General features: G+C 70.8%; 18 protein-coding genes. 7 read left to right on the top strand and 11 right to left on the bottom strand.

Features of this window, described 5'->3' with window-relative positions; all coding sequences use genetic code 11:
• Positions 1-159: 159 nt before the first annotated feature.
• Positions 160-522, bottom strand: coding sequence for a winged helix-turn-helix transcriptional regulator (locus AB5J53_RS31005; protein ID WP_369252581.1), 363 nt, complete (start codon positions 520-522; stop codon positions 160-162).
• Positions 523-617: 95 nt separating this feature from the next.
• Here AB5J53_RS31005 and AB5J53_RS31000 point away from each other — a divergent pair, with 95 nt between their 5' ends.
• Positions 618-1,769: a winged helix DNA-binding domain-containing protein gene (locus AB5J53_RS31000; RefSeq protein WP_369248914.1), complete on the top strand. Its 1,152-nt coding sequence runs from the start codon at positions 618-620 to the stop codon at positions 1,767-1,769.
• A 3-nt stretch (positions 1,770-1,772) separates the two neighbouring features.
• Here AB5J53_RS31000 and AB5J53_RS30995 read toward each other — a convergent pair whose 3' ends face one another.
• Positions 1,773-2,570 (bottom strand): class I SAM-dependent methyltransferase, encoded by a 798-nt coding sequence (locus AB5J53_RS30995; RefSeq protein ID WP_369248913.1) that lies wholly within the window; start codon positions 2,568-2,570, stop codon positions 1,773-1,775.
• An 86-nt stretch (positions 2,571-2,656) separates the two neighbouring features.
• Between AB5J53_RS30995 and AB5J53_RS30990 the strand changes: the two genes are divergently transcribed.
• Positions 2,657-3,169, top strand: a complete 513-nt coding sequence (locus tag AB5J53_RS30990; protein WP_369248912.1) for a DinB family protein — start codon at positions 2,657-2,659, stop codon at positions 3,167-3,169.
• Positions 3,170-3,844: 675 nt separating this feature from the next.
• Here the strand turns inward: AB5J53_RS30990 and AB5J53_RS30985 are convergent.
• From AB5J53_RS30985 to AB5J53_RS30970, 4 genes are read right to left on the bottom strand one after another with little or no spacing between them, the layout of a single operon-like run.
• Positions 3,845-4,300 carry a GNAT family N-acetyltransferase gene (locus tag AB5J53_RS30985; RefSeq protein ID WP_369248911.1) on the bottom strand — a complete coding sequence of 152 codons (456 nt, stop codon included), beginning with the start codon at positions 4,298-4,300 and terminating at the stop codon, positions 3,845-3,847.
• 49 nt (positions 4,301-4,349) lie between these two features.
• Entirely contained in the window at positions 4,350-5,222 is an 873-nt protein-coding gene (locus tag AB5J53_RS30980) for an LLM class flavin-dependent oxidoreductase (protein ID WP_369248910.1), read from the bottom strand.
• Positions 5,223-5,262: 40 nt separating this feature from the next.
• Positions 5,263-5,838 (bottom strand): dihydrofolate reductase family protein, encoded by a 576-nt coding sequence (locus AB5J53_RS30975; RefSeq protein WP_369248909.1) that lies wholly within the window; start codon positions 5,836-5,838, stop codon positions 5,263-5,265.
• A gap of 21 nt (positions 5,839-5,859) precedes the next feature.
• The gene (locus AB5J53_RS30970; RefSeq protein ID WP_369248908.1) at positions 5,860-6,471 is read right to left on the bottom strand and encodes a hypothetical protein; all 612 of its coding nucleotides are present in this window, start codon (positions 6,469-6,471) and stop codon (positions 5,860-5,862) included.
• A 90-nt stretch (positions 6,472-6,561) separates the two neighbouring features.
• Between AB5J53_RS30970 and AB5J53_RS30965 the strand changes: the two genes are divergently transcribed.
• The 3 genes from AB5J53_RS30965 (at position 6,562) to AB5J53_RS30955 (ending at position 9,618) form a co-directional block, all read left to right on the top strand.
• Positions 6,562-7,767: an argininosuccinate synthase-related protein gene (locus AB5J53_RS30965; protein ID WP_369248907.1), complete on the top strand. Its 1,206-nt coding sequence runs from the start codon at positions 6,562-6,564 to the stop codon at positions 7,765-7,767.
• Positions 7,768-7,848: 81 nt separating this feature from the next.
• Positions 7,849-8,577, top strand: a complete 729-nt coding sequence (locus AB5J53_RS30960) for a 2OG-Fe dioxygenase family protein (RefSeq protein ID WP_369248906.1) — start codon at positions 7,849-7,851, stop codon at positions 8,575-8,577.
• Positions 8,578-8,616: 39 nt separating this feature from the next.
• The gene (locus tag AB5J53_RS30955) at positions 8,617-9,618 is read left to right on the top strand and encodes a DMT family transporter (protein WP_369248905.1); all 1,002 of its coding nucleotides are present in this window, start codon (positions 8,617-8,619) and stop codon (positions 9,616-9,618) included.
• Here the strand turns inward: AB5J53_RS30955 and AB5J53_RS30950 are convergent.
• The gene (locus AB5J53_RS30950) at positions 9,553-10,557 is read right to left on the bottom strand and encodes a LuxR C-terminal-related transcriptional regulator (protein WP_369248904.1); all 1,005 of its coding nucleotides are present in this window, start codon (positions 10,555-10,557) and stop codon (positions 9,553-9,555) included. The two genes, AB5J53_RS30955 and AB5J53_RS30950, sit on opposite strands and share 66 nt — an antisense overlap.
• A 232-nt stretch (positions 10,558-10,789) precedes the next feature.
• On the opposite strand from AB5J53_RS30950, the gene AB5J53_RS30945 reads away from it, so the two are divergent.
• Both AB5J53_RS30945 and AB5J53_RS30940 read left to right on the top strand, forming a co-directional pair.
• On the top strand, positions 10,790-10,984 hold the full coding sequence (locus AB5J53_RS30945; RefSeq protein WP_369248903.1) for a hypothetical protein: 195 nt from the start codon (positions 10,790-10,792) through the stop codon (positions 10,982-10,984).
• A 4-nt stretch (positions 10,985-10,988) separates the two neighbouring features.
• Positions 10,989-11,801, top strand: coding sequence for a hypothetical protein (locus tag AB5J53_RS30940; protein WP_369248902.1), 813 nt, complete (start codon positions 10,989-10,991; stop codon positions 11,799-11,801).
• A gap of 65 nt (positions 11,802-11,866) precedes the next feature.
• On the opposite strand, the gene AB5J53_RS30935 is transcribed toward AB5J53_RS30940, so the two are convergent.
• Genes AB5J53_RS30935 through AB5J53_RS30920 form a run of 4 tightly spaced genes read right to left on the bottom strand, consistent with a single transcriptional unit; the run spans position 11,867 to position 13,925 of the window.
• Positions 11,867-12,508, bottom strand: coding sequence for an OmpA family protein (locus tag AB5J53_RS30935; protein WP_369248901.1), 642 nt, complete (start codon positions 12,506-12,508; stop codon positions 11,867-11,869).
• A gap of 2 nt (positions 12,509-12,510) precedes the next feature.
• On the bottom strand, positions 12,511-13,098 hold the full coding sequence (locus AB5J53_RS30930) for a hypothetical protein (protein WP_369248900.1): 588 nt from the start codon (positions 13,096-13,098) through the stop codon (positions 12,511-12,513).
• Positions 13,099-13,113: 15 nt separating this feature from the next.
• Positions 13,114-13,722: a pilus assembly protein TadG-related protein gene (locus AB5J53_RS30925; protein WP_369252579.1), complete on the bottom strand. Its 609-nt coding sequence runs from the start codon at positions 13,720-13,722 to the stop codon at positions 13,114-13,116.
• The gene (locus AB5J53_RS30920) at positions 13,719-13,925 is read right to left on the bottom strand and encodes a hypothetical protein (protein WP_369248899.1); all 207 of its coding nucleotides are present in this window, start codon (positions 13,923-13,925) and stop codon (positions 13,719-13,721) included. The genes AB5J53_RS30925 and AB5J53_RS30920 overlap by 4 nt, the downstream gene beginning before the upstream one ends.
• Positions 13,926-13,967: the final 42 nt, after the last annotated feature.

Here is a 13,967-nt window from a genome sequence, read left to right as displayed (position 1 = left end):
GCGCGGTGCCACACGCGCAGCTTTGCTCACGCGAATTACCTTGGTCTGAACTTACGTGAGGCGAACAGGCGAGGCGAGCCACCCTCGATAACGATGTGGAAAACCTGTGGAGATGTGGCCCGTGATACCCGGCACACGTCCGCGATACGGACGGCCGTCTCACGCGGAGTGGGCTTCATTGGGGTGTTTTCGGTCAATCAGCTCACGCATGTGTCGATCACCCCATTCGCCCAGTGGCAGCAGGGCGGTGTTGAGCGTCTCACCGAGGTCGGTCAGCGAGTACTCCACCCTGGGCGGCACCTCCCCGTACACCTCCCGGTGCACGATCCCGTCGGCCTCCAGCTCGCGCAGCTGCTGGCTCAGCACCTTCTCGCTGACCCCCGAGACATGGCGTCGCAGCTCCCCGAAGCGCAGCGTCCCGCCCGCGTGCAGCGCCCACAGGATCATTGGCTTCCACTTGCCGCCGACGACATCCACGGCGGCGTCGAGACCGCAGGTGTAGGGGCCCTTGCCCTTCGACATGGTCAACTCCTCGTCAGGTTCGGCAGGATGGCGCGCCATGAGGATGTCCGGCACAGCGGACAGGATCTGACCTCTTTGCGGTTTAGCGTCGCCCCATGACCTTGAGGATCACATGGGACGAGGCGAGCGCGCGGCGTATGGAACGGCAGTTCCTGGCCGTTCCCGCGAAGGCCGGCACGCCGGTCGCCGAAGTGGTCGGCGCGATGCTCGGCGCGCACGCCCAGGTGCTGTCGGCGGCCGAGCTGTCGGTGGGGGTCCGGGCCGACGGGGTGACCCGGGCGGACGTACGCGCGGCGTTGTGGGAGGACCGCACGCTGGTGAAGACATACGGCCCACGGGGCACGCTGCACCTGCTTCCGTCGGCCGAACTCCCCCTCTGGACCGCCGCGTTGACGGCGATCCCGTCCGGCGCGAGCCCGTTCCCGCCGGACGTGCGGGTCACCGAGGCGCAGGCGGACGAGGTCGTCGCGGCGATCGGTGACGCCCTGGACGGCGTGTCCCTCACCATCGACGAGCTGGGCGAGGAGGTCGTGGCGCGCACCGGACCGTGGGCCGGGGACCTGGTGATGCCCGCGTTCCAGGAGATGTGGCCCCGCTGGCGCCAGGTGATGCACCGGGCGGGCCAGCGGGGCGCACTGTGCTTCGGCCCGAACCGGGGGCGCAAGGTGACGTACACACGCCCCCCGCGTTTCGAGCCGCTCGCTGCCGACGAGGGGCTCTCCCTTCTCGTACGGCGCTATCTGCGCGCCTACGGACCCTCGACGGCACCGCACTTCGCCAAGTGGGCAGCGGCGCCCCGGGGTTGGGCTCTGGAACTCTTCGCTTCGCTGGCGGACGCCGGGGAGATCGAGGAGGTCGGCTTCGAGGGCGGTCCGGCGTGGGTGGCGGCGGGCGACACGGAGTTTCCGGGGGAGCCGGTGCGCGGGGTGCGGCTGCTGCCCTACTTCGACGCGTACGCCATTGGCTGCCAGCCGCGTGAGCTGCTGTTCCCCGGTGCGGCGTACGGGCGCGCCCTCGCCGGCGGGCAGGCCGGGAACTACCCGGTGCTGCTGGTCGACGGCGTGGTCGCCGGGGTCTGGCACCAGCGGCGTCAGGGGCGGCGTACGACGGTCACGGTGGAGCCGCTGGGACGGCTGGCGGCCGCGCGGGAGCGGGAGTTGGCGCGGCAGGCGGAGCGGGTGGGCGAAGTCCTCGAAGCGAAGCCGGAGTTGGTCGTGGGGAAGGTGACGGCGGGAGCGCATGCCTGAGCCTCATGCCCCCGGCTTGCGCGACGTGGCACTGCCCCGCTTGCGCGCCTCGATCAGGAAGCGGGTGCTGTGGGCGACGAACGGGCCCTTCGCCTGGATCTGCTCGTGCAGGGCCTGGAGTTGGGGTCTGTACTGGTCGGCGGTGAAGCCGGGCACCATCCAGATCACCTTGCGCAGGAAGTGGACGACGGCACCGATGTCGTAGAACTCGATGCGCAACCGCTCCGCGCGCAGGTCCACGATGTCGAGCCCGGCGGCCTCGGCGGCGGCGCGGGCACGGTCGGGGTGGCGGCCGTTCTTGACCTCCTCCGGCTGCGGACCGACGAAGTACTCGACGAGTTCGAAGACGCTCGCCGGGCCGACCTGCTGGGAGAAGTACGTGCCGCCGGGGCGCAGCACGCGGGCGATCTCGTCCCAGTACGTCCGTACCGGGTGCCGGCTGGTGACCAGGTCGAAGGCCTCGTCCGCGAACGGGAGCGGCGCGTCCTGCGGGGAGGCGACGACCACGGCGCCGCGCGGGTGGAGCAGGGCGGTGGCCCTGGCGACGTTCGGCGGCCAGCCCTCGGTGGCGGCGGTGAGCGGGGGCAGCTTCGGGGCGGAGCCCAGGACTTCGCCGCCGCCGGTCTGGATGTCGAGCGCGGCGGACGCGCGGGCCAGCCGCTCGCCCATCGCCCGCGCGTACCCCCACGAGGGCCGCTCCTCGGTGGCCCGGCCCTCGAACCAGGAGAAGTCCCAGCCGTCCACGGAGGCGGCCTCGGCTTCGGCGACGAGCTCTTCGAAGGTGCGGGACGTGGCGGTCATGGCGGGGATCGTCTCAACGGGCACGCGAGGACGCGAGGGAATTTCCTCCGCCGGGCGTTGTCGGTGCCCGCTGCTACGTTCCGCGCATGACGACGAATCCAGGGGCCGTCCGGGTGCCGTACACCGGGGGCGAGAAGGAAAGTCTGCACGCGAGTCTCAGCCGGCATCGGGACGCGGTGCTCTGGAAACTGGAGGGCCTCGACGACGAGCAGGTACGACGCGTGATGACGCCGTCGGGCACCAACCTGCTGGGTCTGGTGAAGCACCTCGCGTCCGTCGAGTACGGCTGGTTCTGCTCGACCTTCGGGCGCGAGGTCGAGCCGCTGTGGTTCGACCCGGCCGGTGCGGAGGACATGAGCGCGGGGCAGGGCGAGACGACGGCCCGGATCGTCGAGTTCTACGGCCGTGCCCGCGCCGCCGCAGACCGCACCATCTCCGAGCTGTCGCTCGACGACCTGGGCACGTCGTGGAACGGCACGACGGTCTCGCTGCGCTGGGTCCTGATCCGCATGATCGAGGAGACGGCCCGGCACGCGGGGCACATGGACATCGTGCGGGAGCTGATCGACGGGAGTGCGGGGGATCATCGGCCGGGGTGATCGGGGTGGTGCGGGTGCCTGCGGGTGCCTGCGGTGCCTGCGGGTGCCTGCGGTGCCTGCGGTGCCTGCGGCCGCGCCTGCGGGTCGGTGGGGGTCGGGGCCGTGCCGGTACATCCGCCCGTCGCCGGTGGATCAGACGTTGGGTTGTGGGGAGCCGTTTCCAGATCCGGGCGTAAGCGACGGGCATTCGATGTACCGGCACGGCCCCTTCCGTGCGTTCGCGGCTGCGGGTGCGTGGAGCTTGCGGCACGGCCCCCTCCCGTGCGTTCGCGGCTGCGGGTGCGGGTGCGGGTGCGTGGAGCTTGCGGCACGGCCCCCTCCCGTGCGCTCGCGGCTGCGGGTGCGGGTGCGTGGAGCTTGCGGCACGGCCCCCTCCCGTGCGTTCGCGGCTGCGGGTGCGGGTGCGGGTGCGTGGAGCTTGCGGCACGGCCCCCTCCCGTGCGTTCGCGGCTGCGGGTGGGTGGGGCCTGCGGCACGGCCCCCTTCTGTGCGTTCGCGGCTGCGGGGGCGCTTTTCAGCCCGTCCGGCGTTTGAGGACGAGGCCGTTCAGGCCGATACGGGGGGTCTGGGGGGCGGAGCCCCCGGGGACGGGACGGGTAGGGGCGGAGGGGGCGAAAAAACCGGGCGGTGGCCCAAGCCCGGGGGCGCCGTGGGGGCGGGGGATCGCGGGGGCGGTCATGCGTCGAGTACGAGCAAGGCGTGGTCGTTGTCGCCGTGGTAGATGGTTCCCGCGTGGTGGAAGCCGTGCCTCTCCAGGAGGCGTACCGAGGCGGTGTTGCCGATGAAGGGGTCGGCGTACAGGGGGCGGTTCTTCTCGGCGCGCAGGAAGAGGGCGAGGGCTCGGGTGCCGATGCCGCGGCCCCAGTAGGGGCGGCCGAACCAGTAGCCGATGTAGCGCCGCTGCCCTTCCCACCAGGCGACGAGGGAGCCGGCCGGCTCGCCGTCGACGGTGACCGTCTGGACGAAGACGGTGCTGTCGCCGAGGATCTTCGTGGCCCAGTGGGTCATGAAGGCCTCCCGCTCCCGGGAGGGAAACCTCGAACGCCGCACCGCCTCCGCGTCCAGCTGCTGCTCGTACAACGGCTCCAGATCGGCCTCGGTCACGTCCCTCAGACGTACGTCCTCATCCATGCTCACCGAGTGTGGCACCGGCCACTGACACTCACCGCCGCGCCAGGGATCAGGGGATCAGCGGGCGCACTTCCTGAGCCACGAACCGTACGAACCCTTCGGGATCCGGTTCGTCGGCGGTGGGCTGGAGGATGACGGTGTCGGCGCCGGCGTCCACGAGGCGCTGGACGGCTTTGGCGACGGCGCCCGCGTCACCGGCGGCTCCGTGTTCCGGGACCGGATCCTCCCCGTTGGCCTCGATCTCGGCGCGCAGCCGGGCGGCGGCGTCGGGCCCGGTGGCGGTGTGGAGGTAGACGACGACCCGGTGATCGTCGGTCCGACCGGCCGACTGCCGCCCCTCGTCGATGAGTTGGCGTGCCCGCCGTACCCCTTCGGGCGTGGTGGAGGCGGTGAGGATGGTGCCGTCGGCGGCCTCGCCGGAGAGCCGGAGCGTACGGGGCCCGGTGGCGCCGGCGAGGACCTCGGGCGCCCCGGTGGGCGGCCAGTCGAGGGCGACGCCGTCGAGCTTCACGTACCGCCCGTCGGTGGTGACCCGCTCCCCCCGCAGCAGCGCCCGCAGCGCGTCGAGGTACTCGCGCAGCAGCGTCACGGGCGACTCGGCCCGCGCCCCGACCTGCCCCATCCAGTCCTGTACGCCGTGGCCGACGCCCACGATGGCGCGCCCCGGGAACAGCCGGTGCAGCGTGGCGGTCTCCATCGCGGTGACGGCGACGTTCCGCAGCGGGACGGGGAGCAGTCCCACCCCGACGCGCACTCGTTCGGTCCAGGCGAGGGCGGCCGCGGCGGCGGAGATCCCTCCTTCGAGGAAGCAGTCCTCCCACAGCCACAGCTCCTCAAGGCCCGCGTCGTCCGCGACGCGGGCCATGGCACGGAGCCGCTCGGGAGGAAGTTGGGGTCGGAACACAGCGCCGAGTCCAGTCATGCGCTCTTCCTACCCGGGGCCCACCCGCGGGACAACTTTTTTACGATTCGGCGGCGTTGGCACGCTCGTACCTCAGCTGTACGACACCGTTGCCGAAGACCCGCGCCTCGATGAGCCGAAGCCGGGTCAGGGCGTCCGCCTCCGGGAACAGCGGCTTTCCGCGCCCGATCAGCACCGGATGGACGTACACCCAGAATTCGTCCACGAGGTCGTGCCGCATGAACGCGGCTGCGAGATCGGCCCCGCCGAGCCCGAGATTCCCGCCCGGCTGCTCCTTGAGCGCCCGGATCTCCTCGGGCACGACCTCCCGCACGATGGTGGTGTGCCCCTCGCCGCGCTGCAGCGTCCGCGAGAACACCACCTTGGGCATGTTCCGCCAGATCCCGGCGAACTCGACCACCTCGGGCGTACTCTCCGGGTCCTTGTCGGCCGTCGGCCAGAACCCGGCCATCAGCTCGTACGTCACCCGCCCGCTCAGCAGGGCACCGAACTCCCGGATCTCCCTGTTGAAGTGCCGGTGCAACTCGGCGTCGACCACGTGCCAGTCGATCTCACGGTTCGGCCCCTCGATGAACCCGTCGAGGGACACCGACATCATCAGGATGATCTTTCGCACCACGGACCTCGCCGACGTCGTTTACGGGCCATTCCGAGGGCATCGTGTCAGGAGGCCCAGCCGGCGGCCCAGGATGCGACGGGCCGTGTCGCTCCCTGTCCCGCACGGCGTGGCGGTCCACAGCACCACGCCGGCGCCAACTTCCTTCTCGCGCCAGGCGGAGCGGAGTGCGGCAAGCACTTCTGGGGTGTCTTCCTGCCGCAGATAGCGGAATGCCCTCAACCCCGCGCCGAGCAGTTCCGCGTGGAAGGACTCGACCACTGGCGGCTCAATGGCGTCCTGGTCTTCCGCCCCGACGAGGAACCGCACCATCTCCTCGCGGTCCCCCTGTGCGGGCCTGACCACGGTGAAGACCTGTAGAGGCATGCTCGTCGGTTCCCACATACGCAGCAATACGCGCGTGTCGAAGGGCTCCGGTGCGAAGGCTTCCGCGAAGCGCCGCAGTGTGTCCGCGAGAAAGGGGATACCCGACTCTCCTGGGTCCTGTCCGTATGACCGCCAAAACAGCTCGGCGCAGGAGCGCGCCCAGGCGTCGATGTCCTGCCACTCCTCGGTGTCCCAGCGCGGGTGTTCAGGAGATCCCCCACGTGATGGCGCGACATGGGCGTCGGCGGGCTTTCCGGGTCCGGCCATGGCCGGGCGCGGCCGCCCGGAATCCATTGTCCGGGGTCGTCGCGCACGGAAGTCTCCTCCTCCGTGACCAGTGCAGAGGTTGGAGAGGCCATGCGTCCCCCGCTCATACGTTCCTTCTCGCAGCTCGAAGAGCTCGACCCCGACCGTCCCGTCGTGACCCTGTTCAGTGGCGGCCTGGACAGCTCGTACCTGCTGTTGCGGCTGCGCCGGATGGGCGTGCGCGAGGTGCACGCCGTGAGCGTCGACATCGGCGAGGACGAGTCCAGTGCTTACAAGCGTCAGGTCGCCGAGGCGCTCGGGGCGACGATCCACATTCTCGACCGGCGCGAGGAGTTCGCCGCGCGGTACGTCGCCCCGGCGATCGCCGCCCAGGCCGTTTATCTCGGCATCCACCCGGTCAGCTCCACGCTGAGCCGCCCGCTGATCGCCCACAGCGCGGTCGAGCTGGCCCGGGGTCTCGACGCCCAGGCCGTGCTGCACACCGCCAACCGCTCGCAGAACACCCTGCGCCGGCTCAACGGGGCGCTGCGGCTGCTCGGTTACGAGGGCGCGTTCGGCAGCCCGTACGACCTGGACCCCGTCACCCGCGACGACAAGCTCGTCGAGCTGCGGGCCGCCGGCATCGATCTGCTCGCCGGGCGGATCGTCAGCGGTGACTCCAACCTGTGGTGCCGCGAGTTCGAGTCGGGCATCCTCGACGACCCCGAACTGCACGAGGTCCCCAACGAGATGTATGCCTGGAGCCGGCCGACCGCCGCACTCGGCGAGACCGACGACCTCACGGTCATGTTCGCGCAAGGGCTGCCCGTCGCCCTCGACGGCGAGCCGCTGCCGCTGACCGACCTCGTCGACCGGCTCAACCGGCGGGTCGGCGCGTACGGACTGGGCCGCTACTCCGGGCTCGAGCACCTCGACCACGGCGAGAAGGTCCTGGAGATCCGCGAGATGCCCGCCGCCTGGCTGCTGCTCAGCAGCTACCGGCACGTCGAGAGCGCCTGCCTGGATGCCGAACTCATCCGGGAGAAAAGGCACTTGGAGCAGGTGTGGACACGCGAGGCCCTCGAGGGCCGCTGGTTCGGTGAACTGCGGCTCACCGTCCAGGCGTTCATCGACGCCTGCGCGTCCCGTACCACCGGGTCCGTGACCTGGCGACTGCGCACCGGCGGCGCCGACACGCGCTCCATCACCGCAGGACGGCCGCTCTATCTGCGCGACCGGGAGGCCTGGGAGGAGCACGCGATCAACGCCGAGTCGGCACCGTTCGACCGGACCGGGGCGCTGCTCGCCGCGGCCTGATCCGCTGATCCCCTGATCCGTCGACGCCCGAACTTCTCGGACCACCGAACACCGAACCACTGATACGTACGGAGCACTTCCATGACCACTGCCGTTGCCCACCCCGTCGCCGTCGACGCCGTCAACGCCCTCGCCGGGCCCGGCGGACACCTCATGCCCGCCGCAGCGCTGTCCGCCCTCGTCGGCGTCGACACCGCCGACTGGGCGCGGTTCGCCGCGCACTGGGACGAGCTCACCCTCGACACGTACATGGCCGACGGCGGCACCTACCGCTTCCGGCGGTACGGCCAGTTCGAGCTCGACCCGGCCGCCGACGAGCTCACGCTCCTGCCGCACGCTCCGTACCGTCAGGAATCCGACATCAACCCGCTCAACGGCGGCATCGAGCGCGTCTTCGACCCGCTGACCGACTCCTTCGCGGGCGACCCGCTGCTGCGCTCCGTGCTCGTCGAACTTGGCCGGATCTTCAGCGCAGTCGACGGTACGAGGTCGTGGAACGTGAAGCTCCACCCGTACCGCATCAGTGCATCCGCCGACCAGAAGGGCCAGCCCGCGCCGGAAGGCAGGCACCGCGACGGGGTCACGTTCATCACCTCGCTGATGATCGGCCGCGCCAACGTCACCGGCGGCGAGAGCGGCGTCTACACCGACGAGGGCGAGCATCTGCTCACCACTACGCTGTCCGAGCCGGGGGACCTGCTGCTCGGCGACGACCGCCGCACTCTGCACTCGGTGACCCCGGTGCAGCCGGTGGACCCCGAACTCGCCGCCCATCGCGACGTACTGGTCATCGCCTACACCGCACGCTGAGCCGCATCCGTTCCGACCGAGCCTGTTGAGGAGTTCCCGATGAGCGCCACCGCGGCCCGCCGTGCCTGGCTGACCGATCTGCCCGTCCTGCTGGTCGCAGTGGTGTGGGGCTCCAGCTACCTCGCCGCCAAGGGCGTCACCACGACGCAGACCGTGCTGGCGGTGCTCGTGCTGCGGTTCGCCGTGGTGCTGCCTGTGCTGGTCGTCGCCGGGTGGCGGAAGCTGCGGGCGCTGAGCAACGCGCAGATACGCGGGGCCGGCGTCCTCGGGCTGATCCTGGCCGGGATCTTCCTGCTCGAGACGTACGGTGTCGTGCACACCTCGGCCACCAACGCCGGGCTCATCATCAGCCTCACCATGATCTTCACGCCGATCGCCGAGAGCCGGATGCGGGGGACGAAGCTGTCCCGGTCGTTCGTCACCGCGGCGGGGCTCTCGGTGCTCGGCGTGCTGCTCCTGACACAAGGCGCCGGCTTCAGCGAGCCGTCGCTCGGCGATCTGCTGATGCTGGGCGCGGCCGTCGCCCGTACCGTCCACGTCCTCGCGATGTCGCGAATGGAGTCGGTGCAGGCCGCGGACGCCCTGTCGATGACCACGGTCCAACTGGGCAGCGCCGTCGCGGTGTTCGCGCTGCTCTTGGCGGCACCGGGGACCGGGGGCACGCCGTGGGCGGCCGCGGCGGACTTCGGGACCGGGGACTGGCTGGGGCTGCTGTACCTGTCGGCGTTCTGCACGCTGTTCGCGTTCTTCGTGCAGATGTGGGCGGTGCGCAGGACGTCTCCCTCGCGGGTCAGTCTGCTGCTCGGCACGGAGCCGGTATGGGCCGCGGTGGTCGGCATCGCACTCGCGGGGGACCGGCCGGGATGGGTCGGACTCGTGGGCGCGCTGCTCGTCCTCGCGGGGACGGCGTGGGGGCGGACCGCGGCCGTACCGCAGCAGCGGGAGGCAGCGGTGGACCGGGCGAAGCCGGCGGGGTCAGTCGTCGAGCCAGCCGAGCCGGACGGCGCAGACACCGGCCTGGAAGCGGCTGGCCGCGCCTAGCCTCTCGGTCAGCTCGGAGACGAGGCGGCGAACCGTACGCTCGGAGACCGCGAGCTTGCGGGCCATCGCCTCGTCGGTCAGTCCCCCGGCGAGCATCCGCACCAGCTCGCGGTGACGGCCGGTGGGCCGCCAGTCGCCGTCGCCGTCGCCGGGTTCGACTCCGGCGGCCGTGTCCGTCAGCACGCTCGCACCCGCCCAGCAGTGCTCGAAGACCCCTCTGAACACGTCGACCAGCGTCTCGCTGCGCAGCACCACCGCGGCGATCTCCCCGTCCGCCGGCTGCGGAGCCGGCACGATCGCCAGCGAGCGGTCCACCACGATCAGGCGCAGCGGCAGCGTGTGCGTGGTGCGCACCTGGGCGCCCGCGCCGCCGAGGCGGCGCAGATAGGCGGCCATGTGCGGTACGGCGGCCGCCGAGCCGAGATGGATCGTACGAATGCGTACGCCGCGGCCCAGTGCGAGCCGGTCTCGTTCGAAGCCCGCCTCGATCATCCCGGCGGGCAGCGCACGGCCCGGATGCAGCGACAGGACCTCCTCCTCGACGCGCTGCGAGGCGTCCTCCAGGGCCGCCGACACATTGGCCGCGCCCGTGACCACCTCCATCTGTATGGAGGAGAGCTCGCGGGCGTGCACGGGCTGGAAGTCCGCCACGACCTGCGCGAGCGCGGATCGCGTCTGCTGGACGGCGGTGAGCAGCGCGCCCGTGTGCTGCTCCTCCTCGAGGAGCAGATTACGCAGGGCGGTGTCGGGGGAGAGCGCCGTCCAGCCGTTGGAGGTGTCGGGCGACGGCACGAACAGGCCGAGTCGGCCGAGCAGTTGGAGCGCCTCGGCGAACTCCGTACCGTTCCAGCCGCGGTCCTCGGTGAGCAGCTCGGGGTGCCAGGAGGCATCGTCGAGGGCGATCCGATAGAGCTCCTGGGCCCTTGCTCGTGCGTCCACCCCTGTCCGCCCCCCATTCCGTGGGCCGCGCTCCCTGCGGCCCTCGCGTCAAAGGATCTTAGGAACTGTCCCGTTCCGTGGACAGTGCCGTCTGAAATGCGGACACCAGGGCATGCGGAAGGCGTCCGCCCCTGGCCATGTCCGGTCCCGGAACTCCCTTGCCCGTAGCCGCTGATGACCTCACCGGAACATGCTGGTCACACACCGATCGACCACTTCCAGGGGGACTCCCATGTCCGAATCCGTATCTTCCGCCACGCCTTCCGCCCCGTCCGCTGCCGCGTCCTCGCGCCGTACGCACCTGCTCCGGGGAGTGTTCGCCGCGCTCGCCGCGGCCCTCGTCCTCGGCGGGACGGCCTCGACGGCCGACGCCGAACCGCAGGTCGTGGTCTCGGCCGACGGCAACGACTCGTTCATCTGGGGCTGATCCGGTGCCGCGGCCGAGCATCGCCGTCGTCGCCCCGCTGACCGGGCCGCGCACGGTCTGGGGCACGGTCCTCCTCGGACGGGTCGACCGGGCGCGGTCCGCGTGTCCGGACGCCGCCGAGTGGCACGTGCACGACGAGACCCCGGGGGTCGCGGATGCCGTCGCCGAAGCCGGTTACACGGCGGTCGTCGGCCACAGCGACGCGGACACCGCTCGCCGGGCTCTGTCCGTGTACCGGGCCGCCGGACTGCCCTGCCTGCTGCCGTTTGTACGGGCCGGGACCCCCGCGCTGAGCTGGGCACCCGGCGAGGACGCACTGGCCCGCACGATCGTCGAGGGAGCGGTGGCGCTGAGGGCGGAGGCGCTCGCGGTGGCGCATGACGAGGGGCCGGACTGGGTTGCGCTCGCGCACGGGGTCGGGACGGTGGCCGCGGCGGCCGGGCTCGTGCCGCGGTCGGGGGGCGTGCTGGCCGTACTGGCTCCGCAGGAACGGTTCGGACGGTTCGTACGGGGCACCGGCCCGGTGCTCACCCCGGTGGACTGCGGCCTGGTTTCCTTCGCCGCTCTGGCCGGGGCGGCGCACGGCCGCGAGGTGTGGGCCGTACATCCGCAGGTGTGCGCGGTACGGCGGGCCGAGACCGCGGTGACGGCCCTCGCCCAGGCCCTCTGCGCGGACCCCGCGCTGCGCGGGGCGGCCCTGACGGAGGCTGTACGGGCGCATTCGGGGGCGCTGCTCGCCGCCGGGGGCGGGGTCCTGGGGGACGGCTGGCGGGTGTCGCGGCTCGGCAGCGTGTGCTCGGCGCGGGAGGGCGTCTGACCCCACGGGTCCTGGGATGCCGTGCGGCCGAGGCGCCCGTATCGCGACGGCGTCCTCTGCCCTCCTCAGCTCGCGTTGGACGTTGACGTCGCCCCTCTCGGGAACGTCACCTCGACGCGGCGGTTCTTGCGGCGGCCCTGTTCCGAGGTGTTGTCGGCGATGGGGTAGTCCTCGCTGTAGCCGCGGACCTCGAAGGTGATGTCCGTCGAGCCGAGGGCGGCGGCCAGTTGGTCGTGGACCGCTTCCGCGCGCTTCTTGGAGAGGGTCAGGCCGTGGGCGTACGAACCGAGGTTGTCGGTGAAGCCGAAGACTCGGACCGTCGTCGCGTTCTGGGCCTTGATCTCGTCCGCGATCGCCTGGATACGGGAACGGGCGTCCGGGTTCAGTTTCGAGCTGTCCTTGGGGAACAGCACCTCCGCCTGCAGCGCGAACGTCACGTCCGAGTTGGTGTCCTCGCGGCGCTCCTCGCCGCCGAGATCCTCCACGACGGACTTGATGTCCAGGACCTTGGCGGGCGCGAGGGTGGCACCGTCGGCGAGCTTGAGACCGGGGCTGTTGGCGTCCACCTTCGGGGGTGGGGAGGTGGTGACGCTGCCTGGTGGAGCGCTGGGATCGTCGTCGGCGTGCGCCGGGCCTCCGGTGAGGCTCAGGGTGGCCAATACGGCCAAGGCCGCGAAGGTGTTGGTGGCACGCGGGGTGAGGGCCATGGCTACTCGCCCTCGGTGAGATTGATGGCGGTGGGAGGCAATGAGCCCACTTGGAAGTTGACGGCGGTCGTTCCTTCGGGTGGGGCCGGGAACTGGGCGAACCAAGATGCCGAGCCACCTGGCCGCACCCGCGAGAACTTCGTGCAGAGACAGCGGCCGGAGGTGTCCCTCAGCACGAGGTACTTCTTCTTGCCCTTCTCGTCCACCAGGCTGGCGCCCGACAACGAGCCGCCGTTGCCTGCCAACTCCGTCTCGTTGCTTTGCCAGTCGGCTCCCAGCCAGGAGCTGCTTCCGCCGTTCGTCACCTGACCTGACACGGTGACGAAGCCGCCCTGGTCACGCTGGGCCGAAGTGATCGTGACGGTGATGTCTCCGTCCTTCGCCGTCGCCAGCACCTTGTCGGCAGACGGTGTCTGCGACTGACTCCCGTTGTCGCTCTCGCTGGACTTGGAAGAGGAAGCGGCAGAGTCATCCTTTGATTTGCCGTCTCCACCGCCCCCGCCGCAACCGGCCACCGTGAGGAGCAACCCAGTCGTGATCGCCACCGCGGTCATTGCCCTGCGGCCCTTCATGGTGTGCCGGAGATCCATCGGTACGGCTTCCTCTCATTCGGCCAGATGCACAGAGAACAGCACGGACGCGTCGGGGAGGTCGTCCGAATTGAAATCTTCGGGATCGATGTCCACGGGGTCGCCACCGCAGTCCAGCTCGACGAGCTTCTTGGGATCCGCGTCCTGGGCGAAGGTGCAGCGCGGCTCGATGACCGCCGTGGCATGGGCCTTGGCGTGCTTGGTCTCCGTGCCCGGGATGATCGAGTCCCCAACTGTGTATTGGGTCTCGATAGCTACTCGGTAGCCCGGAAATCCGTTCACGGTGGTGGGCTGGGCGCCGCCCTGCACAGTCGAGTCGTTCTCAGCGGCCAACAGCTCGGCGGCAGCCGTGGCTCCCGCGCCCTTGAACAGGTCGCCGTCGAGCCAGTCCAACCATTGGTCGTCGTTGCCGATGGCCCCCGCCAGACCCTCCATCAGCTCATCACGGGCATCCTGCGCCGCCGCCAACGCCGCAGCGTCCGCCGCAGATTGAGCTCCATTGCGGGCGGACGCTGCTTGGGCGAATGCGAAGAAGGCGAACGCGGCGAAGAGCAGAATCCCCGTCAGCCAGATGTAGATCGGGAGAGTCTGCCCTCGGTCGTCGCTCGAGAGATGGGTGGTCAGCCGCCTCCACCGATCACCCGGTCGACCGCGTCGCCGATCGCACCGGAGATCAGTCCGTCCAGCCCCAACTGGTCGATCAGCGTGAAGATCCCCGCAATGATGATCATCAGGCCCGCATACTCCACGAACCCGGCCCCCGCGTCCCGTTCCTTCCCCTGTATCCGGGAGACAACGGTTCGCGTCCACCTCTCGAACCTGTTCATCGTCACTGCCCTCCCACCCGACGCCACTACCGACCCGTGCAC

The organism is Streptomyces sp. R41 (assembly GCF_041053055.1).
Classification (GTDB): Bacteria; Actinomycetota; Actinomycetes; order Streptomycetales; family Streptomycetaceae; genus Streptomyces.
The sequence above is the reverse complement of the archived record's forward strand: the minus strand, read 5'-3'. Positions and strand labels throughout refer to the sequence as shown.